At 62.9% G+C, this 23,966-nt stretch carries 13 protein-coding genes; 4 read left to right on the top strand and 9 right to left on the bottom strand.

Annotated elements, in window-relative coordinates:
* Positions 1 to 107 precede the first annotated feature (107 nt).
* From BW992_RS26195 to speB, 3 genes are read right to left on the bottom strand one after another with little or no spacing between them, the layout of a single operon-like run.
* Positions 108 to 1,664, bottom strand: a complete 1,557-nt coding sequence (locus BW992_RS26195) for a purine-cytosine permease family protein (RefSeq protein ID WP_231991150.1) — start codon at positions 1,662 to 1,664, stop codon at positions 108 to 110.
* A 51-nt stretch (positions 1,665 to 1,715) separates the two neighbouring features.
* Complete coding sequence (locus BW992_RS26190; protein ID WP_076407280.1) at positions 1,716 to 2,141, bottom strand: YybH family protein; 426 nt, start codon at positions 2,139 to 2,141, stop codon at positions 1,716 to 1,718.
* 7 nt (positions 2,142 to 2,148) lie between these two features.
* Positions 2,149 to 3,099, bottom strand: coding sequence for an agmatinase (speB, locus tag BW992_RS26185; RefSeq protein WP_072399182.1), 951 nt, complete (start codon positions 3,097 to 3,099; stop codon positions 2,149 to 2,151).
* Between the two features lie 192 nt (positions 3,100 to 3,291).
* On the opposite strand from speB, the gene BW992_RS26180 reads away from it, so the two are divergent.
* Both BW992_RS26180 and BW992_RS26175 read left to right on the top strand, forming a co-directional pair.
* On the top strand, positions 3,292 to 4,185 hold the full coding sequence (locus BW992_RS26180; RefSeq protein WP_072399184.1) for a LysR family transcriptional regulator: 894 nt from the start codon (positions 3,292 to 3,294) through the stop codon (positions 4,183 to 4,185).
* 7 nt (positions 4,186 to 4,192) lie between these two features.
* A complete protein-coding gene (locus BW992_RS26175) occupies positions 4,193 to 4,789 on the top strand; it encodes a tRNA-uridine aminocarboxypropyltransferase (RefSeq protein WP_072432317.1) in 597 nt (198 codons plus the stop codon).
* 75 nt (positions 4,790 to 4,864) lie between these two features.
* Here the strand turns inward: BW992_RS26175 and BW992_RS26170 are convergent, their stop codons facing one another.
* The 3 genes from BW992_RS26170 to BW992_RS26160 all read right to left on the bottom strand — a co-directional run bounded on the left by BW992_RS26170 (position 4,865) and on the right by BW992_RS26160 (position 9,848).
* Positions 4,865 to 6,229 (bottom strand): HlyD family type I secretion periplasmic adaptor subunit, encoded by a 1,365-nt coding sequence (locus BW992_RS26170; RefSeq protein WP_072432316.1) that lies wholly within the window; start codon positions 6,227 to 6,229, stop codon positions 4,865 to 4,867.
* Positions 6,230 to 6,310: 81 nt separating this feature from the next.
* Positions 6,311 to 8,470 (bottom strand): type I secretion system permease/ATPase, encoded by a 2,160-nt coding sequence (locus BW992_RS26165; RefSeq protein ID WP_072399190.1) that lies wholly within the window; start codon positions 8,468 to 8,470, stop codon positions 6,311 to 6,313.
* Between the two features lie 19 nt (positions 8,471 to 8,489).
* Positions 8,490 to 9,848 (bottom strand): TolC family outer membrane protein, encoded by a 1,359-nt coding sequence (locus BW992_RS26160; protein WP_053154814.1) that lies wholly within the window; start codon positions 9,846 to 9,848, stop codon positions 8,490 to 8,492.
* 450 nt (positions 9,849 to 10,298) lie between these two features.
* On the opposite strand from BW992_RS26160, the gene BW992_RS26155 reads away from it, so the two are divergent.
* A complete protein-coding gene (locus BW992_RS26155) occupies positions 10,299 to 17,012 on the top strand; it encodes a retention module-containing protein (protein WP_442961961.1) in 6,714 nt (2,237 codons plus the stop codon).
* Positions 16,904 to 17,413, top strand: coding sequence for a type I secretion C-terminal target domain-containing protein (locus tag BW992_RS27665; protein WP_442961969.1), 510 nt, complete (start codon positions 16,904 to 16,906; stop codon positions 17,411 to 17,413). Before BW992_RS26155 ends, BW992_RS27665 begins: the two co-directional genes overlap by 109 nt.
* Positions 17,414 to 17,583: 170 nt before the next feature.
* On the opposite strand, the gene BW992_RS26150 is transcribed toward BW992_RS27665, so the two are convergent.
* The 3 genes from BW992_RS26150 to BW992_RS26140 form a co-directional block, all read right to left on the bottom strand.
* The gene (locus tag BW992_RS26150; RefSeq protein ID WP_076407279.1) at positions 17,584 to 20,502 is read right to left on the bottom strand and encodes an RCC1 domain-containing protein; all 2,919 of its coding nucleotides are present in this window, start codon (positions 20,500 to 20,502) and stop codon (positions 17,584 to 17,586) included.
* Positions 20,503 to 20,772: 270 nt separating this feature from the next.
* Positions 20,773 to 23,355 (bottom strand): hypothetical protein, encoded by a 2,583-nt coding sequence (locus BW992_RS26145; protein ID WP_076407278.1) that lies wholly within the window; start codon positions 23,353 to 23,355, stop codon positions 20,773 to 20,775.
* Positions 23,356 to 23,566: 211 nt separating this feature from the next.
* Positions 23,567 to 23,962, bottom strand: a complete 396-nt coding sequence (locus BW992_RS26140) for a YbaN family protein (RefSeq protein WP_072389590.1) — start codon at positions 23,960 to 23,962, stop codon at positions 23,567 to 23,569.
* Between the last annotated feature and the right edge of the window lie 4 nt (positions 23,963 to 23,966).

Genomic DNA, 23,966 nt, shown 5'->3' with positions numbered 1-23,966 from the left:
TCATGCCCTGGTAGCGAGGAGGTTTAGCGAAACGTCGCACCGCCCCGCTGGGCTGCGAAGCAGCCCTCCCGGAACAGTCGATTCGATCTGTCTGGTACACCGAGGTATCAGGGGGTGGGACCGCTTCGCGCTCCAGCCGATACGAATCCCCTCGCCACAGGTTCGGGGCCCGACTCCGCGGTGTCGGGCTCCAAACCCTTGCCACGCGGATCATCCGGCCCATACACCGCCGCCGGTTCCGGAAACAGTCCCAGCAACGCCAGGTACACCACCGAGGCCAGGCCGAGGGTCACCGGCAGGCTGATGTCGATACCACCGGCCAGCTCGCCCAGTGGCCCGACGAACTGTCCGGGCAGGTTGACGAAGCACAACCCCACCAGTGCGCTGGGAATCCATGCGCCCAGGCCGCGCCAGTTCCAGCCATGGGTGAACCAGTAGCGTCCGCCGGTTTCGCCCCGGGTGAACACTTGCAGGTCATCCGGGCAGTAGAAGCCGCGGCGCACCACCAGGCCGATGATCATGATCACCATCCATGGGGTGGTGCAGGTGATGATCAGCACGGCGAAGGTGGACACGCTCTGCACCAGGTTCGCAGCGAAGCGTCCGATGAAGATGAAGGCAATCGACAGCACACCGATCAGCAGCGTCGCCTTGACCCGCGACAGCACCCGCGGAAACACGCTGGACATGTCCAGCCCGGTGCCATACAGGGATGTCGTGCCGGTGGACATGCCGCCGATCACCGCGATCAGGCACACCGGCAGGAAGAACCAGCCCGGCGACACCGCCAGCAGGCCGCCCACGTAGTTGTTGGACGCGATGTAGTCCGGCGCCTTGACCGCCACGATGGTGGCGGTGGCGAGGCCGAACAGGAACGGGATCAGCGTGGCAAGCTGCGCGGCGATCACTGCCAGCATGATGCGGCGCTTGGGCGTATTGCGGGGAATGTAGCGCGACCAGTCGCCCAGGAACGCGCCGAAGGAGATCGGGTTGCTCATGGCCACCAGCGCCGCGCCGATGAACGCCGCCCAGAAGCCCGCTTGGCCAAGGGCAACCGTGCCGGCGTACTGGCTGTCGAAGGTTGGGGCGAAGGCGACGATGCCCAGCAGGAACAGCAGGCTGGCCGCCCATACCGCGATGCGGTTGACCCACAGCATGAAGCGGAAGCCGTAGATGCACACTGTCAACACCAGCAGGGCGAAGAGGCCGTAGGCCAGGCCCAGGCTCAGGTCGGTTTCCGGTACGCCCACCAGGCGCTTGGCGCCGCCGATCAACGCATCCCCCGAGCTCCATACCGACAGCGAGAAAAACGCAATGGCCGTCAGCAACGACAGGAACGAACCGACGATCCGCCCGTGCACGCCAAAATGTGCGCCGGAGGAAACGGCGTTGTTGGTGCCGTTGAGCGGGCCGAACAGGCCCATCGGTGCGAGGATGATCGCGCCCAGCAACACCCCCAGCACGATGGCCCAGACCCCGGCCTGGAACGAAAGTCCGAACAACACCGGGAAGCTGCCGAGCACAGCGGTGGCGAAGGTATTGGCGCCGCCGAAGATCAGTCGAAACAGATCCCCCGGACCGGCGGTGCGTTCATGGTCCGGGATCTGCTCGACCCCGTAGGTTTCGATTTGCGTAAGGCTTTTATCGTTATTGTTATTCATGATCTGCTCCGATCATCGAGGCGCGCTCATCGGATGTGAGCGCTGCCTGTTTGGCTAAGGGGGTGGCAGCCCTTCCGGCATGGCGGATAAATGTTCGTGACAGGCCAGCCATAGGCCCTGTTGTTCTTGTAGGTGTCCGTCCTGTCGGCGGAACAGGATGGTTTCGCGTTCCTGGCTAAAGTGTCGCTCCCCTTGCATGCGCAGCTCGGTGGCCACGTCATGGATAAACACCGCCACGTCTCCTTGCAGGCTGACGAAGGCGTTGCTCGAGGTGCATGAGAGCACCTCGAAGCCATCCTCGGACCGCCAGCGATCCCACAATGCCTGGTAGGCATCGCGCGACAGCAGGGGCTGTTCGAGGGTGTGGAACACGAAGCTCGCATCGGCTGTGAAGGCGCCGAAGTAAGCGTCGCGGTCATTGCGGACGAAGGCCGCCACCAGCTGCGCGGCGGCCTCGAGCACTTGCTCCCGTTCGTTCATGGCAACCTCAGCGATGAGCCACGCCAGGCAGTACGCAGAGCATCTCGTACAGCAGGTTGGCGCCCAACAGCGAGGTGTTGCCGGTGGTGTCGTAGGGCGGCGAGACCTCCACCAGGTCACAACCCACCAGGTCGAGGCCCTGGCAACCGCGCACGATCTCGATCGCCTGGATGGTGGTCAGGCCACCGATTTCCGGAGTACCGGTACCCGGCGCCCAGGCCGGGTCGATGCCATCGATGTCGAAGCTCAGGTACACCGGGCCGCCGCCGACTTTTTCGCGGACCTCGGCCATCAGCGGTGCCAGGGAATGGTGCCAGCACTCTTCGGCCTGGACCACCCGGAAACCCTGGCGACGGCTCCAGTTGAAATCGTCGGCGGTATAGCCCTGGGCCCGCAGGCCGATCTGTACCACGCGGTCGCAATCCAGCAGGCCTTCTTCCACTGCGCGGCGGAAGGTGGTGCCGTGGGCGATTTTCTCGCCGAACATGTGGTCGTTCACATCGGCATGGGCATCGATATGGACCAGGCCGACCTTGCCGTGTTTCTTGTGGATGGCCCGCAGGATCGGCAGGGTGATGGTGTGGTCGCCGCCCAGGGTCAGGGGAATGACGTTGTGTTCGAGGATCTTGTGATAGGACTGCTCGATGATTCGCACGGCATCCAGCAGATTGAACGTGTTGATCGCCACGTCGCCGATATCGGCCACCGACAGCGAATCGAACGGCGCGGCGCCGGTGGCCATGTTGTAGGGGCGGATCATCACGGATTCGGCGCGGATCTCCCGGGGCCCGAAACGGGTACCGGCGCGCAGGGAGGTGCCGATGTCCAGCGGTACACCGACGAAAGCAGCGTCCAGGCCGGCGGCGGTGGGCACGTGGGGCAGTCGCATCATGGTAGCGATGCCGCCGAAGCGCGGCATTTCGTTGCCGCCCAGTGGTTGGTGAAGAATCTTGTCCACGGCTAGGGCCTCATCGTTTGTTTTAGTTATCAGGGGCCGATTCTGCGAAAAGCGTGCGTGGGGAAAAATCGCTGGTGGCAAATACTTAGTTCAGATTTTTCTAAACTAATGCGGGGCAGGGCGATAGACTCTCGCCCAGCGCAATCCCCTCGCCACAAAGTTTGCAGTGACCCGCCTGTATGGAGACATCCGATGGCCAACGCTTTACCCGACCTGAAACTGCTGCGCATTTTTGTCAGCGTGGTCCGGCACCAGGGGTTCGCCAACGCACAGCATGAGCTCAACTTGTCCACATCGGCCATCAGCACCTACATGAGCCAGCTCGAATCGGCCCTGGGCCTGGTGCTCTGTCACCGTGGCCGGGGTGGGTTCAGCCTGACCAGCAAGGGGGAGCTGTTCCATCAGGAAACCCTGCGCCTGCTGGGTGAGCTCGAAGGTTTCGAGCAATATGCCGCCGCGCTGAAAGGCGAGTTGCGCGGCACGCTGAACCTGGGGGTGATCGACTCAACCGTCAGTGACAAGGCCCTGCCGTTCGCCGAAGCCATCGGTGCCTACAGCCAGGAACACCCGGCGGTGCACCTGCATCTGTCGGTCATGAGTCCCTACGAGCTGCAACTCGGGGTCCAGGACAATCGCCTGGACCTGGCCATCGGTGCGTTTTCCACGCGCATGAGCGGGCTGGTCTACATGCCGCTGTACCGCGAACAACACTGGTTGTACTGCAGCAGCCGTCACCCGCTGTTCAGCGAGCGGCGCATTCCCGAACAACTCATCACCCAGCAGCGCATGGTGGGGCGTGGTTACTGGAGCCAGGCCGAACTGGCCCGCCACGGCTTCAAGCACAGTGCGGCGACGGTGGAAAGCATGGAGGCGCAACTGATCCTGGTGCTGTCCGGCGCCTACATCGGTTACCTGCCCGAACACTATGCCCAGGCCTGGGTCGACAAGGGTGACCTGCGGGTGCTGTTGCCGGCCACGTTCGGCTACCAGGCACCGTTTTCGATGATCATGCGCCGTGGCCGCAGTCGCGAGCCGCTGATCCAGACATTCCGCGACCTGCTCAAGGCGCAGTTGAACCAGGCCTGAGGTGCCGATGCCCAGAATCCATTGCCCACGGTGCCAGCGGCCGCAGAGCCATTGCCTGTGCCCGTTGATCCCCAGTCTCGACAGCCGTACCCGGGTGTTGTTGTTGCAGCATCCCAGCGAAGTGAACCACGCCCTGAACACCGCGCGGCTGGCGGCGCTGGGGCTGACCAATGCCGAGCTGATGGTGGGTGAGGTGTTCGAGGATTTGCCACGGCTGCTCAATCAACCGGGTTATCAGGCGCGGCTGTTGTTTCCTGGCGACGAGGCGCTACCGTTGCAGACCTGCACCCCGTCCGATGAGCCGATCCTGCTGGTCGTCCCGGATGGCACCTGGCGCAAGGCGCGCAAGTTGCTGCACCTCAATCCGTTGCTGGCGGCGCTGCCGAGGGTGACCCTGGCCGAAGGCGGCGTGTCCCGTTATCGCCTGCGCAAGGCGCCGGGGCCGGGAGCGTTGTCGACGGTGGAGGCGATTGTCCAGGCGTTGCAGGTGCTTGAAGCACCGAACAGTTTCGAGCCGTTGCTCAGGCCGTTCGAGGCGTTGATCGAGGGGCAGATTGCGGCGATGGGGGAGGAGGTTTTCCAGCGTAACCATGTCCGAAAATAGTGGCGGTTTTTACTGGCCTCATCGCGAGCAGGCTCGCGATAGCGGTAGCCCTGTCGATGAAATCCCAGCCAGAAACTACCGCTCCCGCATCGCCTCAGTCCTGGCCTTCAGCACCGGCTTGAGCAAGTAATCCAGAACACTTTTCTCGCCGGTAATGATATCCACCGTCGCTACCATTCCCGGAATGATCAGCAGCGGCTTGGCATCCCCGCCCAAGTGGTTTTTGTCGGTACGCACCTGGATCAGGTAGAAGCTGTTGCCCTTGTCGTCGGTGATGGTGTCGGCACCGATCAGTTCGAGCCTGGCGCTCAGCCCGCCGTAGATCGTGTAGTCGTAGGCGCTGAACTTGACCATGGCTTTCTGCCCAGGGTGCAGGAAGGCCACGTCCTGCGGGCGGACCTTGGCTTCGATCAGCAGGTTGTCCTCCAGAGGCACGATTTCCACCATGTCGCTACCCGGCTGCACCACGCCGCCGATGGTGTTCACCTTGAGTTGCTTGATCACCCCATGCACCGGCGAGACCACGGTGGTTCGGGTCACGCGGTCGTCGATGGCGATGCTCGACGCGGTGATTTTCGACAGCTCGGTGCGTTTTTCGTTGAGCTCCTTGGCCGCCTCGGAACGGAAGGTCTGTTCCGATTCGTCGATCTTGCTCTTGATCTCGTTGATCGCCGATTCCGCCCGGGGAATCGCCAGGGTGGTGGCGTTGAGCGAGCCGCGGATCTCCACCGCGCTGCGCTTGAGCCGCAGGATTTCCACCGGTGAAACCGCCCCGGTGCGCACCAGCGGCGCGGACATGTTCATTTCCTCCTGCAGCAGGCTCAGGGCTGAGCTGAACTGGCTCTGCTTGGAGCGGAACTCCGCCAGCTCCTGGGTCTTCTGGCGCAGTTGTTCGGTCAGGGTCCGTTGTTCACTGGCCAGGCGCCGCTGGCGTTGTTCGTGCAGGGAGCGCTCATCCTCGGCCACTTGCGGGGCCTTGCCAGTCACCTCGGCGGACATCTGCAGCGGCCGGCCCTCGGCCTCCGCCGACAGGCGCTCGACCTGGGCCATCAAGGCATACCGGTCGGCCTCGCTTTCGCCCTTGTTCGACAGATAACGCGTGTCGTCCAGGCGCAGCAGGGTATCGCCCTTGTTCACCATCTGGCCTTCGCGCACGAAGATCTCGCTGACGATACCGCCCTCCAGGTTCTGGATCACTTGCACCTTGCTCGATGGAATCGCCTTGCCTTCACCGGTCGTGACTTCCTGCAGGACCGCAAGCCTGGCCCACACCAGCGCGGCGACGATCAGCCCGGCGGCCAGCCACACGGTAATGCGCAAACGGCGGGGCGAGTCCTGCAGCGCGGCGCCTGCGGTTTCCGACATGAACTCGCTTTCGGCGCTTTTGCTGAAACTGCCGAAGTAGCTTCGGGCGGCTGAATCCGGTGTTTGAGCAGACATGGGGCGATACCCTTCAGTGAGAGAAAATAAAGCCGAACCAAGAACCCGTGAGAGCGAGCTTGTGTGGGAGCGGTATTGCGCTTAAACCGCCGCAGAGCCTACCCGTCCCTTGCGCAAGGCATCGATGACTGCGTCCTTCGGCCCATCCGCCACGATCCGTCCGTTGTCCAAGACCACCAACCGGTCCACCAGGCTCAGCATCGAAGTGCGGTGAGTGACCAGCAGCACCGTCTTGCCCTGTACATGGGTGTGAAGCTTCTGCCGCAGGACGTCTTCGCTGCTGTTGTCCATGGCGCTGGTGGGTTCGTCCAGCAGCAGGATCGGCGGGTCGAGCAACAAGGCCCGGGCCAGCAGCACGGCTTGGCGTTGGCCACCGGACAGCAACTGGCCACGTTCGCCCACCGGCCGGTCGAAGCCTTGGGGATGCTGGCGGGCCAGTTCGGTGACACCGGTCAGTTCCGCCACTTCCAGCATGCGCGCGTCGCTGACATAGCGGGCGCCGAGGGTGAGGTTGTCCCGCAGGCTGCCGGCCAGCAACGGCAGGTCATGGGCGACATAGCCGATCTGTTGGCGCAGGTCGGCGACATCCAGCTGCCGCAGGTCCAGGCCATCGAGCAACAGCTGGCCCTCCTGGGGCGCATAGAACCCCATCACCAGGCGTGCCAGGGTGCTTTTGCCCGAGCCGCTGCGCCCGATGATTGCGACCCGCTCACCGGGCTTGAGGCTGAAACTCACGTGTGCCAGCGCCGGGGTGTCCTGACCGTTGTAGTGGAACGTCACGCCGTTGACGTCCAGCGCGCCCTGCAATTGGGTGCGGTCCAGCGGTCGCTGCCCGGCTTCGCGCTCCTGGGGCAAGGCCATCAAGGCGTCGGTGCTGCGCATGGTGAGCCGGGCCTGCTGGTAGCGGGTGATCAACCCGGCGATCTGTCCCAGTGGCGCCAGCACCCGGCTGCCCAGCATGTAGGTCGCCACCAGCGCGCCGACGCTGAGGTTGCCGGCAATGATGCTGTAGACCCCGGCGACGATGGTGGTCATGCCGGCCAGCTGTTGCAGGAACAGGGTGCCGTTGGTGGCCAGGGCCGAGAGGTTGCGCGCATGGCTGTCCAGGCGGGTGAGGGCGCCATGGGTGCTTTCCCATTGATGCTGGCGCTCGCTTTCGGCGCTGCAGGCCTTGAGGGTTTCCAAACCGCCGAGGGTTTCGATCAACAAGGCCTGGCGCTGCGCGCCCAGGGCCAGGCTTTTCTGTACGGTATCGCTCAGGCGCGCCTGGATGATCATCGCGAAGACGATGGTGATCGGAAAGGCCACCACCGGAATCACCACCAGCCATCCACCCAGCAGGCCGATCACCACCAGCATCAGCAAGGCGAAGGGCAGGTCGATCAGGCTGGTCAAGGTGACGGCCGTGAGAAATTCCCGCAGGCCCTGGAAGTCGTGGATGCTCTGGGCGAATCCGCCGATGGTCACCGGCCGGGCCTTCATCGCCATGCCGGTGATGCGTTCGAACAGGGTGGCGGAAAGAATCACGTCGGTCTTCTTGCCGGCGGCGTCCAGCAGGTGGGCGCGTACGACCCGCAGCACCAGTTCGAAGCCAGTGCCGATCAACAGCCCTACGGCCAGCACCCATAATGTGGAGGTCGCCTGGTTCGGCACCACGCGATCGTAGGTCTGCATGACGAACAACGGCACCATCAGCCCCAGCAGGTTGATGAGCAGGCTCGCCAGGATCGCGTCGCTGTACAGCCAGCGGGACAACTTGAGGGTGTCGCGAAACCAGGCCTCGACCCTCGGCACCAGTGGCGCGCGCAAATCCTCGAGTTCATGTCGCGGCCGCGCGAACAGGGCCTGGCCACTGTAATCGAGGGCCAGTTCCTCGCCACTGACCCATTGTTCGCCGCCATCGGCTTCGCTGGGCAGGATCAGCGCCTGGCCATCTTCGCGCCAACGCCGCAGCACCGCACAACGGCCACCGGCCAGGATCAGCATCACCGGCAGGTTGAGGGGGGAAATCTCGGCCAGCTTGCGGCGCAGCACCCGCGCCTGCAAACCGGCCCGGGCCGCCGCGCGTGGCAGCAGGTCCGGGCTCAGCCGTTGGTGCGCCATTGGAAGCCCGGCGCTGAGGCTGGCGCGACTGACTGCCGCGCCATGGAGTTTGCAAAGGATCAGCAGACCATCCAGCAATGGGTCATCGACATTCAGGCGCGGATCGGCGCTGGGTGTTGCGGGTGCCATGCTGGTCATGGTGATCGTTCCCCCGGGACTACTTCAGTTCAGGCAGTCGCGCTTCGTTCTTGACCTCGGTCTGGGCGACGGCGTCGGCGGGCAGTACCACCCGCTGCTTGCTCAACAGCACGCCCATGTTCGCCAGCACGCGGTACATCGAGTACTCCTCGGTGTACCGGACTTCGGTGTAGCGGCGATTGGCGTTGTACAGCTCGTTCTCGCTGTCGAGCAGGTCGAGCAGGGTCCGCTGGCCCAGCCCGAACTGGTCCTGGTACGCGGCGCGTACGCGGGCGGTGGTGTCGGCGTATTCCCGGGCGGTGGGGGTCTGCTTGCGGGCATTGTTCATCGCGTTCCAGGCCAGGCGCGTGTCTTCGTTGAGCTGGCGCAGGGCGTTGTTGCGGATGTCCATGGCCTGGTTGATCTGATGGGAGTTGGAGGCCAGGCGTGCCTTGTCGCTACCGCCGCGGAACAGGTTGTAGTTCATCACCACGCCGACCCGCCAGTTGTTGTCATGGCCTTCTTCGCCACCGATGTTGTTATTGGCACCCACCGCCGCTTCGGCGTCGAAACGTGGGTAGAACGGCGACTTGGCCGACTCGTACTGGCTCTGGGCGGACTGTATGTCGGCCTGGGCCGATTTCAGGTACGGGTTGTTCTCCACCATGCTTTGCTGGGCCTGGCGCAGGTCTGCGGGGATCTCGCCCCGGGTCGAGGGGGGCGTTTCCAGCTCGTCGGGCATGCGTCCGACCACGCTGTAGAAGTTCGCCTCGGCGTCGGCCAGGTCTACCTGGGCGGTGTCGTAGTTGTTTTCCGCCAGGGCGCGGCGGGCATTGGACTGGTCGGAATCGGCGGTGCTGCCCACCCCGCGCTCGGTGCGCAGGCCGATCTGGTCGTTGACTCGCAGGTGGGCTTGCAGGTTGTTCTTGGCCAGGGTCACCAGTTCGCGGCGCTTGAGCACTTCCAGATAGACCTCGATGGTGCGCAGGGCCAGATCCTGGGCGGTGCCCTGGGCGTAATAGGCGCGGGAGTTGACCACGCCTTTGGTGCGTTCCACTTCGTTGGTGGTGTTGAAACCGTCAAAGAGCATCTGCCGCAGGCGCAACTCCGACTGTGTGTAAGTCAGGACATTGGTGTGGTGGTCGCCTTGTCCCCGAGTGCTGGGGTTGTCGCTGTAGCCCCGGCCGTAGCCGGCATTCAAATCCACCGACGGGAAAAAGCCCCCCCTGGCGACCTTGACGTCTTCATTGGCCGACAGACGGCTGTCCACTCGTTGGGCCAGTTCCGGATGAGTCGCGATAGTGCTCTGGATCGCTTCGGTCAATGACATGGCCTGGGCGTGAGAAGAGCAGGCCATGGCCAGCAAAACCGCGCTGCAGAGGGGGGATAGAACGCGCATGGGGTGCATCTCCTGAGGTCTGTTGTGCTTCTGTGTCGCCAAAATCTTGACGTATTTAAGATCAAAACCGTTTCAACCTTGTAACAACACAGCTAAGAACATCCTGCGAGAAACCTAAGAAGAATTTCTCATAGCGCTTATTCCGAAAAAAACTTATGTGCTTGGAAAAAAGCGGCACATTGTTCAAAGCGAAAGCCTTTGAAAATGCGGGTTCTGACGGCTTTTAGGCGTCAATAAAAGTTCCATGGAAATTTTTGAACGACGTGGGGAAGTGGTCGAAAGAACGGAATGAAGGGTGATGTTTTGCGACGGTTTTTTGTCATTGTGGCAAAGAGCTAGCCCTTCGGATCCTGTGAAACCTGGCAGATTTTCCAGATTTTCCGGGGGCTCATCAGGCATCGCTTCTTCACCCAGACATGCCGACCGCGGGTTGGCAACGGAGGAATGCACATGGCAGCGCTCATCGGTACCGTCAGCAAGGTAATCGGGCAGGTTTTCGCGCAAGCGACCGGGGGCCTGCGACGCCCGCTGGTGGAGGGAGATCGACTGTATGCCGGTGAGCATCTGGTGACCGGTGCCGAGGGGGCCGTGGCCGTGCAGCTTGCCAATGGCCAGGAGTTGACCCTCGGACGTGAAAGCGACCTGACCCTGACCTCGCAGTTGCTGGCCCGGCAGGCGCCTGGCGTCGAGACGCCTGAGGCCGCGGCACCGAGTGATGCGCAACTGACCGATGTGCAGAAGCTGCAACAAGCCATCGCCGCCGGTGCCGACCCGACCCAGACCGGCGAAGCCACGGCTGCCGGCCCCGGTGCTGGCAATGCCCCGGGCGGCCTTGGGGGCGGGCACAGTTTTGTGCTGCTGGAAGAGGTGGGCGGGGCGGTTGACCCGAGCATCGGATTCCCTACGGCGGGATTCAACGGGATTCCCGAATTTCCTCTGCTGCGCCTGGCGGGGGATGCGGATGACGGTGACGATGGAACCGTACCGCCAGTGACCCCCGAGACGTCTGATAACCCGGTGACCCTCGACGGGCTGACCGTGGAGGGCGGCGAGCTGACGGCAGACGAGGCCAGCCTGTCCGACGGTTCGGCCAGCAACCCGGCGGCGCTGGTGCAAAGCGGTACCTTCACCATCAACGCCCCCGACGGGTTGAGCAGCCTGAGCATCGGGGGCATCAGCGTCATCGCTGGCGGCGTACCGGCAGGTTTTCCTCAATCGATCACCACGGCACTGGGCAACACCCTGACCATCACGGGCTACAACCCCGCCACCGGTGTCGTCAGCTACAGCTACACCCTCACGGACAACGAAACCCATCCTGCCGGTGCCGGCCCCAATACCCTCACTGAACAGTTCCCGGTCGTGGCCGTGGACAACGACGGTGACAGCGCGAACGGCACCCTGGACGTCAATATCACCGACGATGTGCCCCAGGCGATCGACGACAGCCACGTCAGCACAGCGTCGGAATCGTTGGTCACCCTCACCGGCAACGTCTTGCCCAACGACCATCAGGGGGCCGATCGTATCCCCACCGGCCCCGACAGCGGGCCGATCATTGGCGGCACGTTCACCGGTACCTACGGCACCCTGGTGCTCAACCCCAATGGCACTTACACCTATACGTTGAACACCAGCGATCCGCAGTTCGTCGCGTTGCACGGCGGCGGCAGCGGCACGGAAACCTTCACCTACACCCTGACCGATGCCGACGGCGACACCAGCACCGCCAACCTGGTGCTGCAGGTCCATAACAACGACGATCCGGTGATCATCCAGGGGCTGGACACTGAAGGCGGCGAGCTGAGCGTCCGGGAACAACACCTGGCCGATGGCACCAGCCCGGATGCACCGGCCCTGACCCAGAGCGGCACGTTCACCGTGACAGCGCTGGACGGTGTGCAGAACCTGAGCGTCGGCGGCATCACCGTGGTCAGCGGTGGCGTGGCGGCCGGTTTCCCTCAATCGATTACCACGGCGCTGGGCAACACCCTGACCATCACCGGCTTCAACGCCGTCACCGGCGTGGTCAGCTACAGCTACACCCTGCTGGATAACGAGGCCCACCCGAATGCCAGCGGCGCCAACAGCCTGAGCGAGCAGTTTGCCGTGGTGGTTACCGACGACAACGGCACCACCGCCACCGGCAACCTGGACGTGAACATCGTCGATGACCTGCCTCAGGCCGTGGACGACAGCAACGCCGGTACCGCCTCGGAGACCCAACTGACCCTGAGCGGCAGCGTCCTGACCAATGACAGCCAAGGCGCCGACAACGTGGCGTCCGGCCCCATCACCCCCGGCACGTTCACCGGTACCTACGGCACTCTGGTGCTCAACGCCGACGGGTCGTACACCTATACGTTGAACACCAGCGATCCGCAGTTCGTCGCGTTGCACGGCGGCGGCAGCGGCACGGAAACCTTCACCTACACCCTGACCGATGCCGACGGCGACACCAGCACCGCCAACCTGGTGCTGCAGGTCCATAACAACGACGATCCGGTGATCATCCAGGGGCTGGACACTGAAGGCGGCGAGCTGACCGTCCGGGAACAACACCTGGCCGATGGCACCAGCCCGGATGCACCGGCCCTGACCCAGAGCGGCACGTTCACCGTGACAGCGCTGGACGGTGTGCAGAACCTGAGCGTCGGTGGCATCACCGTGGTCAGTGGTGGCGTGGCGGCCGGTTTCCCTCAATCGATTACCACGGCGCTGGGCAACACCCTGACCATCACCGGCTTCAACGCCGTCACCGGCGTGGTCAGCTACAGCTACACCCTGCTGGATAACGAGGCCCACCCGAATGCCAGCGGCGCCAACAGCCTGAGCGAGCAGTTTGCCGTGGTGGTTACCGACGACAACGGCACCACCGCCACCGGCAACCTGGACGTGAACATCGTCGATGACCTGCCTCAGGCCGTGGACGACAGCAACGCCGGTACCGCCTCGGAGACCCAACTGACCCTGAGCGGCAGCGTCCTGACCAATGACAGCCAAGGCGCCGACACCGTGGCGTCCGGCCCCATCACCCCCGGCACGTTCACCGGTACCTACGGCACCCTGGTGCTCAACGCCGACGGGTCGTACACCTATACGTTGAACACCAGCGATCCGCAGTTCGTCGCGTTGCACGGCGGCGGCAGCGGCACGGAAACCTTCACCTACACCCTGACCGATGCCGACGGCGATACCAGCACCGCCAACCTGGTGCTGCAGGTCCATAACAACGACGATCCGGTGATCATCCAGGGGCTGGACACTGAAGGCGGCGAGCTGACCGTCCGGGAACAACACCTGGCCGATGGCACCAGCCCGGATGCACCGGCCCTGACCCAGAGCGGCACGTTCACCGTGACAGCGCTGGACGGTGTGCAGAACCTGAGCGTCGGCGGCATCACCGTGGTCAGCGGTGGCGTGGCGGCCGGTTTCCCTCAATCGATTACCACGGCGCTGGGCAACACCCTGACCATCACCGGCTTCAACGCCGTCACCGGCGTGGTCAGCTACAGCTACACCCTGCTGGATAACGAGGCCCACCCGAATGCCAGCGGCGCCAACAGCCTGAGCGAGCAGTTTGCCGTGGTGGTTACCGACGACAACGGCACCACCGCCACCGGCAACCTGGACGTGAACATCGTCGATGACCTGCCCACTGCCCACGCCGACTCCGCTTCGGTGGACGAGGGAGGGACGGTCAGTGGCAACGTACTGAACAACGATGTGGGCGGTGCCGACGGCCCGGCCACCAGCGGCGCGGTGATCGGTGTCCGTGCCGGCGACGATACTTCGACCCCGGCCGTGGGCGGCCTCAATACCCAGATCAACGGCAGCTACGGTTACCTCACCCTGGATGCCAACGGCAACGCGGTCTATCACAGCTACCCGAACACGGTCAGCGCCCCTGGCGCCACCGATGTGTTCACCTACACCGTGCGCGACGCCGACGGCGATGAAAGCACCACCACCATCACCATCGACGTGCATGAAAGCTGCCTCGTCGCGACGCCGGACCAGGACATCAGCGTCCATGAAAAGGCCCTCGACCTGAACCAGGACGGCCAGGACCTGGCTCCCGGCACGGTCACCGGCAGCGACCCTGGCACCACTGGCGAAACCGCCAGCGGCAGCCTGGTGGGATCGGTCAGCGGTGCCATCGGCGCCGTGACGTTCGCCTTGGTCGGCAACGCCACTGGCGCCTACGGGCAACTGCTGCTCAACCCGGACGGCTCCTATACCTATACGCTGACATCACCGGCCACGACCACGCCCAACGCCAATGACGGCCCGAACGTCCTGAGCGAAAGCTTCACCTATCAAGCCACGGACTCCCTGGGCAACTCGGTCACCAGCACCATCGTCATCAACATCGTCGATGACATGCCCGAGGCGCATTGCGACGCCGCTTCGGTGGTGGAGGGCGGTACGATCAGCGGCAACGTACTGGACAACGACGTACTCGGCGCCGACGGCGGTACCGTCATTGGTGTGCGCGTTGGCAGCGATACTTCGTCCCCGGCGGTGGGCGGCCTCAATATCCAGATCAACGGCACCTATGGTTACCTCACCCTGGATGCCAGCGGCAACGCGGTCTATCACAGCAACCCGGACGCCGTTGGCGCACCCGGCGCCACCGATGTGTTCACCTACACCGTGCGCGACGCCGACGGCGATGAAAGCACCACCACCATCACCATCGAAGTGCACAACAGTTGCCTCGTGGCCGAGCCCGATCAGGACATTACCGTCTACGAGAAAGCCCTCGACCTGAATCAGGACGGCCAGGACCTGGCCCCCGGCACGGTCACCGGCAGCGACCCCGGCACCACCGGCGAAACCGCCAGCGGCAGCCTCGTGGGATCGGTCAGCGGTGCCACTGGCGCCGTGACGTTCGCCCTGGTCGGCAATGCCACTGGCGCCTACGGCCAACTGCTGCTCAATCCGGACGGCTCCTACACCTACACGCTGACGTCCCCGGCCAGCACGACGCCCCATGCCAACGACGGTCCGAATGTCCTGAGCGAGAGCTTCACCTACCAGGCCACGGATTCCCTGGGCAACAAGGTGACCGGCAACCTGGTGGTCAGCATCGTCGATGACGTGCCTACTGCCATCGCGACCGAGCGCTCGGTGACCGCCGTGGAAATCGATTCCAACCTGCTGATCGTGCTCGATGTGTCCGGCAGCATGGCCGATCCCTCCGGTGTGCCCGGCCTCTCGCGGCTGGACCTGGCGAAGCAGGCCATCAGCGCCTTGCTGGATAAGTACGATGACCTGGGTGATGTGAAAGTCCAACTGGTGACATTCAGCAGCAGCGCCACCGACCAGACGTCCGTGTGGGTGGACGTGGCCACCGCCAAGTCGCTCCTCAGCGGCCTGTCGGCGGACGGCGGCACCAACTACGACGCTGCGGTGGCGGCGGCCAAGACGGCGTTCGCCACCTCCGGGCAACTGACCGGGGCACAGAACATCGGTTACTTCTTTTCCGATGGCAAGCCCACCACGGGCCAGGAAACCGGTGCGGCGGACGAGGCCGCGTGGAAAGCCTTCCTCGACGCCAACGGCATCAAGAACTACGCCATCGGCCTGGGCAGCGGCGTCAGCAATGCCCATCTCGACCCACTGGCCTATGACGGCAGCGCCCACACCGACACCAACGCGGTGGTGGTCACCGATCTGAACCAGCTCGGCTCGGTGCTTTCCGGTACCGTGCAAGGGGTGCCGGTGACCGGCAATCTGCTAGGCGAGGGCGGTTCGTTCGGCGCCGACGGCGGGTTTATCAAGAGCCTGCTGGTGGATGGCACCACCTACAGCTATGACCCGACCGCCAACGGTGGGCAGGGGGCACTGGTTGCCAGCGGAGGGTCCAACCACGGCACTTTCAATAGCCTGAACAATACGTTGAGTATCGCCACCGACCACGATGGTACCCTGGTGGTCAACCTCGACACCGGTGAATACAGCTACACCTCCCAAACCACCACCGGCAGCCTGATCACCGAAACCATCGGCTATGTCGTCAGCGACAACGACGGCGACCTGGCGAGCGCCAGCCTGGTGGTCAATGTCACGCCCAACAGCCCTCCCGTGGCGATGGACGACCACATCATCACCAACCTGCTGTCAGGCAATATCGTAGTGCCGGGAGAGTTGTTGCTGGGCAACGACAGCGACGCCAACGGCGATCCGCTGACTGCGTCGCCCACCAGCTTCAATACCGGCTGGGTCGCCAGGGGAGCAGACTTCACCGGCACCGCCGGCACGCTCAGTTTCACCGGTAACAACGTGCAGTCCATCAACCTCAACCGCAGCGCTTTCGTCGCCAACACCGCGACCATGACCGCGGCGCTGGTAGTCAGTGGGGCGCTGGGGGCGGTGTCCAACAACAATGCCAACGATGAAGACCGGCTCAATATCAGCCTCAAGCAGGGCGAGACCCTCACCCTGGATCATAATCTGGCGTCCGGGCGCATCGCCCTGGAGTACTCCCTCAATGGCGGACCGTTCATTGCCGTCAATGACGGTGCCTCGTTCACTGCCGCGGCGGACGGCAACTATCAGATCCACGTCACCAACATTCCCAACCCCGGCAATGGCAACGTCAATGCCTCGGAAAACTACCAGCTGACCTTGACCGTCAACTACGCCGGCGCCCAGGAGAGTACGCCGGATTACCATGGTACCTACACCGCCAGCGACAACCATGGCGGCAGCGACAGCGGGGCGGTGAGCATCAGTTACCAGGCCGGTCACACCCTGACGGGCACTGCGGGGGACGATGTGCTGATGGCCGGTGCCGGTGACGACATCCTCAACGCCGGTGACGGCAACGATATCCTCAGCGCGGGCTCGGGCAATGACACCTTGCACGGTGGTGCCGGCGACGACCTGCTCTACAGCGGCACCGGCAACGATCTGCTGGACGGTGGCACGGGTAACGACACCGCCAGCTACGCCCACGCCACGGCTGGCGTCACGGTCGACCTGGGCCTGCTGGCCGCGCAGGACACCGGCGGCGCCGGTACCGATACCCTGGGGGGATCGAGCACCTCATCGGATCGAACTTCAACGACACCCTCAGTGGCGATGGCGCCAACAACCGCATCGACGGTGGGCTGGGCCATGACGTGCTCAATGGCGGTGGCGGCGACGACATCCTGATCGGCGGCCTGGGCAACAATACCCTCGCCGGCGGCAGCGGCGCCGACACCTTCAAATGGCTGGCGGGCAATAGCGGCCATGACGTGATCACGGACTTTACCCCGGGCGTGGACAAGCTCGACCTGTCCCAGTTGCTATTGGGCGAAAACGGCACTAGCGCTTCACTGGACGACTACCTGCATTTCAGCGTGACGGGCAGCGGCGCATCGGTCACCACCAGCATCGACGTCAGCGCCATCGCCGGCGCCGCGCCGAACCAGACCATCGACCTGGCCGGCGTCAACCTCGCCAGCCACTACGGTGTCACGCCTGGCGTGGACGGCATGATCGCCGGCGCGGACACGGCAACCATCATCAACGGGATGCTGAACGATCATTCGTTGAAGGTGGATACGGTGTAAGGTGAGTTGAAACGACGAAACCCGCCATCCCCGTGGAGGGGGATGGCGGGTTTTATATCTTCCAGCGACCTGATAAGCGGATGACTCGAGTGGGCTGGGCTGAAATGGCCGGGCAGGAAATCATTCCGCACTCATCCAGTCATCCTCCGACCCGATCAAGCAATGGAGGCTCACCCGGCGGCCGGCCGCCTCAGCGCAGCACCGCGCGTGGCGGCAGTGGCGTAGTAGGACACATGGCCGTTCAGCAATCCCTGGACCGGGTCGCTGTTGCCTCCCGCACCGGCAAGACCCCAGGTAACCACTCGCGCATCGCTCGTGAGTGCGATGAAAGCCTGGCTGTTGGCATAAAGTGCTCGCACGTTTGTCAGCCCACTTGCGTTCACCACGCCTCCCCACGCTGGGTGCCCCCAAGCCACTACGGTGCCGTTTCGGCGCAGCGCGGCAAATGCCCCGGCGGTGGCTGCGACCTGAACGAAGTCATCGAACACTTCGATGGTAGGAGGCACTGGTGCTCCGTAATCCGGATGTCCCCAGGTCACGACATGACCGCTGGCCCTGAGTGCGGCAAAGGAACTTGAAGTCGAGACAACCTGAACCACGTCGTCGAGTCTTGCAATCGGGCCCGGAATACTACCGCCGGCGTTCGCGTCTCCCCATGCCACGACTGATCCATCGGATAGTCGGGCGGCCAGAGCTGTGCTTGCGCCAACGACCTCGACAATGTTCGTGAGGCGCGCAATATCGCCTGGCACCATGCCCCCCGCGTTAGGTTGAGTGCCCCACGCCACCACGGATCCATTGGCTCGCCGCGCCGCGAAGACGTAGTAGGCGCTGCTCAAGTCCACGATATCGGTGAGCAAGGCAATATCATCCGGCACCGCCGCCCCCAGGTCCGGCCTTCCCCACGCCACGACGGTGCCGTTGGCCCGCCGTGCCGCAAAGGCATGGGCTGTGGCGGCTACTTCTACGAAGTCATCGAACTGCGCGATGGTTTCAGGAATATCACCGCCCAAGCCGGTCTCTCCCCATGCCACCAGGTGCCCCGTTGCCCGTCGCGCGGCAAAAGCGTGTCCTGTCCCGACCACCTCGACAATATCCCTCAGATTGCCGATATCCCGTGGTACTTCACCGCCTCGCTCTGCCCAGCCCCAGGCGACCACCTGGCCGTTGGCGCGCCATGCGGCAAAGGCATAGGCGGCATGGGCAACGCCGACTATGTCGGTGATCGTCGCAATCTCCGGCGGCACGTCGCCGCCATGCCCAACCACTCCCCAGCCAACCAGGTTGCCTTGGGTGCGGCGAGCTACGAATGCGCCCCATGGTTGCGATGGAGCAGCGATTTTGAAGTTGCCTGCTCCGAACAGGTTGGCAGGATTGATACGGACCTCATCCTGGCTGGTGCGCACACGGAGTAGCCGCCAGGGCTGGTTGTCATTGAACCTCGCGGCCTGGATGGGGGCGCCACCGTCGCCCTCGTATTGCCATAGTGCTTCAAGCGGCTGTTGGGTGGTGACATTCAGCGCTGTCAGCAGCCGGCTGCTCCCCACCGTGGACCAGTGCATCGAGTTCGATGTACCGCGCGCGCCCATGACCTGCAACTGTCCTGTTCCCACTTGTCGCCGCACATCGTAGACCGCCGGTTGCGAGGGGATGGGCGAACTACCCTGACGCCGCAACGTATAGTCCAACGTGATGGTTCGATCAACGTTCGCCAGTACCACCGACTGTTGCACGGTCACTGCCTTCGACTGGCCCGCTTCGCTGGCCGAGACGGTATAAGGCACGTTGATAGTGCCCGCACCGGGCAGACCTACCCAACGCACTTCGCCCGAATCCCCGTCCAGCAGATTAGTCTCGGCCGGTATCCGAACCGTGGCGCCATTGGGAGTATTGGCAGGGTCGAGTTGGTCTCCCAGGGCCTGGTCGATGGTTGGAGGAAGCGGGTCTTGTCGTGACCCGACAACGGTCGCCTTTGCTATTTTTGAGGAGCCCATGAAGGTCGTGCCCCTGAACAGCTTGTAGGACATTTCTACCGTGCTGCCCGAAATAACCTTGTCGTTGGGAATCTCCAGCACACAGGCCTGTTTCTGCCCCAAGCCATTGGTCTCGACCGTTCCCGTCTCGCTGTGGGTGACATTCGGCTGGCCTGCCACCTTCGCGACGTAGGTCGCCTCGATCGTATCCCCCGGCAGGAAGCGTGAGTCACCGGTCAAGATGATCAACAACAGCGGGTTGGTGCCCAGCTTGTCGAGGTCGATGGTACTGGGATCGTCGCCCGTGTCGCTGCCGATTTCCCGCGGGATCGGCACCGGCAGTCGAAGGCCGGCCTGGTCCACGTCCACGATCTGTACTGCCGAAAAGGGCGAGTCAAGGTCCGGTGAGTTGCCCAACTGGTCGGTGACCGTGAAGGAAAACATGAACTCGGGATGGTCCTCGCCCAGGTCGGCGCTGGTGACATCGAAGCAGATCGTGGTAGGCGTTGCCGAGCCGTGGTCCGGCGGCGCAGGAGCCTCGCTTTCCAGTACGGTACGAATCACATCCTTGCCGTTGCAATTGAGCCGGATGCGGTCGTGCGCCCGGCAATAGGGGTAACTCACGCACACCGTCGCCCGGGTGAACCCCGGCCCTATGCCGTTCTTGATTTCATCCGGCAGGATCAATTCCAGCTCGGAATGCGCACCATCGCCGGGCGAGCGATCCTCGTTACCAGGGCGGATCTGGTTATACAGAATCTCCGCAGGAGGATCGGAGGTTTCAACGACACCGCTGAGGCGCCTTATGGTGTAGGTCAGTCGATTGACTGCGTTGGCCAATAGTTTTCCATGGGGAATGTACAGCTCCACCGTGTCGTCGGTGCCCAGCGTGTTCCGGTTGTCGATGTTCGTCTCGCCATTGAGGTTGATCGAGACGTTCTCCCCACCTGTCTGATTCGTATAGGGCAACACCAGAACCTTGCAGCCCGCAGGCTCCTGGTCATAGATATGCTTGGGCACCCCGAAATCGCCCCCCACCACGGGGCGAGTGGCGCGCGGCAGGTCGGGTTTCTCCAGAAGGACGGTCTGGTCGGCGGGTGTCGATGGAAGGGGCATGGTCGGGGTCCTCATAAGTGCCGCGTCAGGGGCGTGTGATATGAGAGCGCCGATGCATGAAGGGTGGCTACTGTCAGGACTGACAGGTGAAAGCAGATTTAAGACGGGCGGCGAGCTGTTTTCATGGCAGTCTGCTCCTGCTCGGTTGCGCAGCGACTGCCCCATCAAAGGGGCTGCTTCGCAGTCCAGCGGGAGCGAACTCTCTCGTCATGGGCATTGTTGTGCTGGTTGGTGTGGTCGATTTTGCCCAGCATTCTGCGACTTATGTCGTCAAGCCTTTTCCAGTTCGCAAATATCGGGATAATCCTTTGGAGGACGCAACCCCGGAGGAAACCCAAAGGCGTCCAAGAGTAGCGGGGCAGGTCCTAGAGCTACAACTCCGATGTGAGGTATAAACCAGTTGTGAGGGCGTTTATAGGGATAACCGTGTTTAAGGCTGACAGTGTAATAGCTACCATCCCCTGAGTTTTCATGCGTCCAATATTCCGTAATGTTTGGGTCAGGAGCACCATGTTCGTTTGTCGCGCCACTAGGCCAGTTATACCCAACTTGCATATCCCCCCATTCCCCGAAGAGAGTCCCTATTCCCCGAACACCCTGCCCTAAAGTCAAGTGCCCTACCTGAGGCAGCCTGCCACGGTCAGCGGCGGTGGACCATGTCTCATAACCATAGAGTCCTGTAAACCATAGCGCCGCCTGCTTCATTATAAAAGTTGCGCGATTAGGGTTCGGTTGCGCCGCGTCTGTAATCGTAAAAATAACTTCATGATAAGTTGTTCTTTGAACTTCGCCTGTTTGGGCATGAATGGACGCGTACGCGGAGTTCGATGCAGAAAACGAGTAAGGAGGCTGCCCACCATCCACATTTATTGTAAATCGAGCATGGTTGAAACCTGTCTTCGGAAATCCGCTCTCAGGCAAAAACAAATGCTCCGCGCCACGAGGCGAAGCTGTTAGAGAGACAACTCTTAACGCCGTCATCACCGTGACCGTATAAGTACGCAACGGAAAAGTATCGGCAAGACCTTCCTCGGCACTCTGGTTTAACGTGGCCTTGAACTCCACCGTGAGCGTACTGCCATTGCGCAGCCCCTGCAGTTCAGTGAATGGCACGGTGTTGGTCGCGAATCCATCCGAGACCCAGCTTGCCGAAACTCGGCTGCCCAGGGCGCTGCTCCAAAGCACGCGTTCATAATCCGTGCCATCGTTGTTTTTGCCCTTCAGGCGTAACCACACGTACTGCCCTTGGGCAATAAGGGGCCAGGCGTCGATACGCACGGTGGCGTTGCCTGTAAAGGTTGCTACATCCAGTTCCGCCCCTTCGCCATTGTTGGTGGCTTGCAGGATCCTTGGTCTGGCGACCAGCAGATCGTCTTGGCTGAGCGCCTGCACATTCAGCACAAACGGATCCGACGGCGGCGACTCCACGCCGTTCTGGATCACCGTGTAGGTCACCGTCACCGCCTTGCCCAGGTTGAACGCCACCACGCTGTTGGGAATCGGTACTTCCCACCCATCCCTGACCGGCCATTCGCCCGAGGTGTGTGAACCACCTGCCGGCGTGCCCGCTGCGCCGGTCCAAGTGACTTTGAGTTTGTCGTCGGGCAGCAGCGCGGCGTTGGCCGGTACAACGATGTGGAGCGCGTCCTTGGCCTGGACCGGGTTCAGGATGGGGCCATTGGCCTCTTTCACCGAAGGAGGCAACAGGTTCTGCGCCGCTCCGATCACGGTCGCATGGGCCGTTTTTGAGGTACCGACCAGCGTCGTGCCCCTGAACAGTTTGTAAGACGCCTGCACTGTGCTGCCCGAAATAACCTTGTCGTTGGGAATCTCCAGCACACAGGCCACCTTCTGCCCAAAACCATCGGTTTCGACCGTTCCCGTCTCGCTGTGGGTGACCTCCGGCTGGCCCACCACTTTCGCAAGGTAGGTCGCCTCGATCGTATCTCCCGGCAGGAAACGAGGGTCGCTGGTCAGAACGATCAACAGCAGCGGGTTCGTACCCAGTTTTTCGAGATCGATGATGCCGGGGTCGTCAGCCGTGTCGCTGGCGATTTCCCGCGGGATCGGCACCGGCAGTCGAAGACCGGCCTGGTCTACGTCAACCGTCTGCACAGCGGACCAGGGCGAGTTGAGATCCGGCGAGTTGCCCAACTGGTCGGTGACCGTGAAGGAGAACATGAACTGGGCATGGTCATCGCCCAGGTCGGCGCTGGTGACATCGAAGCAGATCGTGGTGGGTGTCGGCGAGCCGGGGTCCGGCGGCAATGGGGCCTCGGTATCAGGCACCGTATGGTATTTGGGCTTGCCGTTGCAGTTGAGCCAGATACGGTCATGTGCCCGGCAATAGGGGTAGCTCACGCACACCGTCGCCCTGGTGAACCCCGGCCCTACTCCGTTCTTGATTTCATCCGGCAGGATCAATTCCAGCTCGGAATGCGCACCATCACCAGGCGTGCGATCGTAAAGGCCTGGTCGGAACTCGTTGTAGAGGATCTCTGCAGGAGGGTCAGAGGTTTCGGGGATACCGCTGAGGCGCCTTATGGTGTAGGTCAGTCGATTGACTGCGTTGGCCAATAGTTTTCCATGGGGAATGTACAGCTCCACCGTGTCGTCGGTGCCCAGCGTGTTCCGGTTGTCGATGTTCGTCTCGCCATTGAGGTTGATCGAGACATTCTCCCCGCCTGTCTGGTTTGTATAAGGCAACACCGCGACCTTGCAGCCCGCGGGCTCCTGGTCATAGATATGCTTGGGCACCCCGAAATCGCCCCCCACCACGGGGCGAGTGGCGCGCGGCAGGTCGGGTTTCTCCAGAAGGACGGTCTGGTCGGCGGGTGTCGATGGAAGGGGCATGGTCGGGGTCCTCATAAGTGCCGCGTCAGGGCGTGTGATATGAGAGCGCCGATGCATGAAGGGTGGCTACTGTCAGGACTGACAGGTGAGAGCAGGTTTAAGACGGGCGGATGGGGGATGCCCTGGGTCGGCTAGTAAAGGAAGGTAACGAGCCTCTGTGGTAAGGGCGGCAAGCAGCTAATTGTCGGGGCTGGACCGGGGTACATTTGCTTCAGGGTTTGTGCAGCGTCTTCTGCCTGAGGATGTAGATCGTCACCAGCACCGCACTGGTCAACATGAACCCTCGCGCCCAAGGCAAGGGCACCAGGTAGCAGGACAAAAGGATGCTCGCCCACATCAGCGCGATGGCGTAGACCTTGCCCTTGAGGGGAATGCCGTTGCCGCTGAGGTAATCCGCGATCCAGGGGCCGAGTCGCGGATGGCCGACCAGCCAGCGATAGAAGCGCGGCGAACTGCGGGCAAAGCACGCGGCGGCCAGCAGCAGGAAAGGGGTGGTGGGCAGCACGGGAATGAAGATACCGATGACCCCCAGCACCACGCTCAACCAGCCGATGGCCAGCAGAGCGTAACGCAGGATCAGCGGGCGCTTGCCGATGGGCGCGGGCACCCGG

Source organism: Pseudomonas sp. 7SR1, assembly GCF_900156465.1.
Classification (GTDB): Bacteria; Pseudomonadota; Gammaproteobacteria; order Pseudomonadales; family Pseudomonadaceae; genus Aquipseudomonas.
Note: the sequence above shows the minus strand (reverse complement) of the source record. Positions and strands in the feature narration are given on the sequence as shown.

Bases quoted from the DNA above. Each gene is read 5' to 3' on its own strand.
- BW992_RS26190 (WP_076407280.1), bottom strand. From the start codon at position 2,141: ATGAACGAACGGGAGCAAGTGCTCGAGGCCGCCGCGCAGCTGGTGGCG.
- BW992_RS26180 (WP_072399184.1), top strand. From the start codon at position 3,292: ATGGCCAACGCTTTACCCGACCTGAAACTGCTGCGCATTTTTGTCAGC.
- BW992_RS26175 (WP_072432317.1), top strand. From the start codon at position 4,193: ATGCCCAGAATCCATTGCCCACGGTGCCAGCGGCCGCAGAGCCATTGC.
- BW992_RS26170 (WP_072432316.1), bottom strand. From the start codon at position 6,229: ATGTCTGCTCAAACACCGGATTCAGCCGCCCGAAGCTACTTCGGCAGT.
- BW992_RS26165 (WP_072399190.1), bottom strand. From the start codon at position 8,470: ATGACCAGCATGGCACCCGCAACACCCAGCGCCGATCCGCGCCTGAAT.
- BW992_RS26160 (WP_053154814.1), bottom strand. From the start codon at position 9,848: ATGCGCGTTCTATCCCCCCTCTGCAGCGCGGTTTTGCTGGCCATGGCC.
- BW992_RS26155 (WP_442961961.1), top strand. From the start codon at position 10,299: ATGGCAGCGCTCATCGGTACCGTCAGCAAGGTAATCGGGCAGGTTTTC.
- BW992_RS26150 (WP_076407279.1), bottom strand. From the start codon at position 20,502: ATGCCCCTTCCATCGACACCCGCCGACCAGACCGTCCTTCTGGAGAAA.
- BW992_RS26145 (WP_076407278.1), bottom strand. From the start codon at position 23,355: ATGCCCCTTCCATCGACACCCGCCGACCAGACCGTCCTTCTGGAGAAA.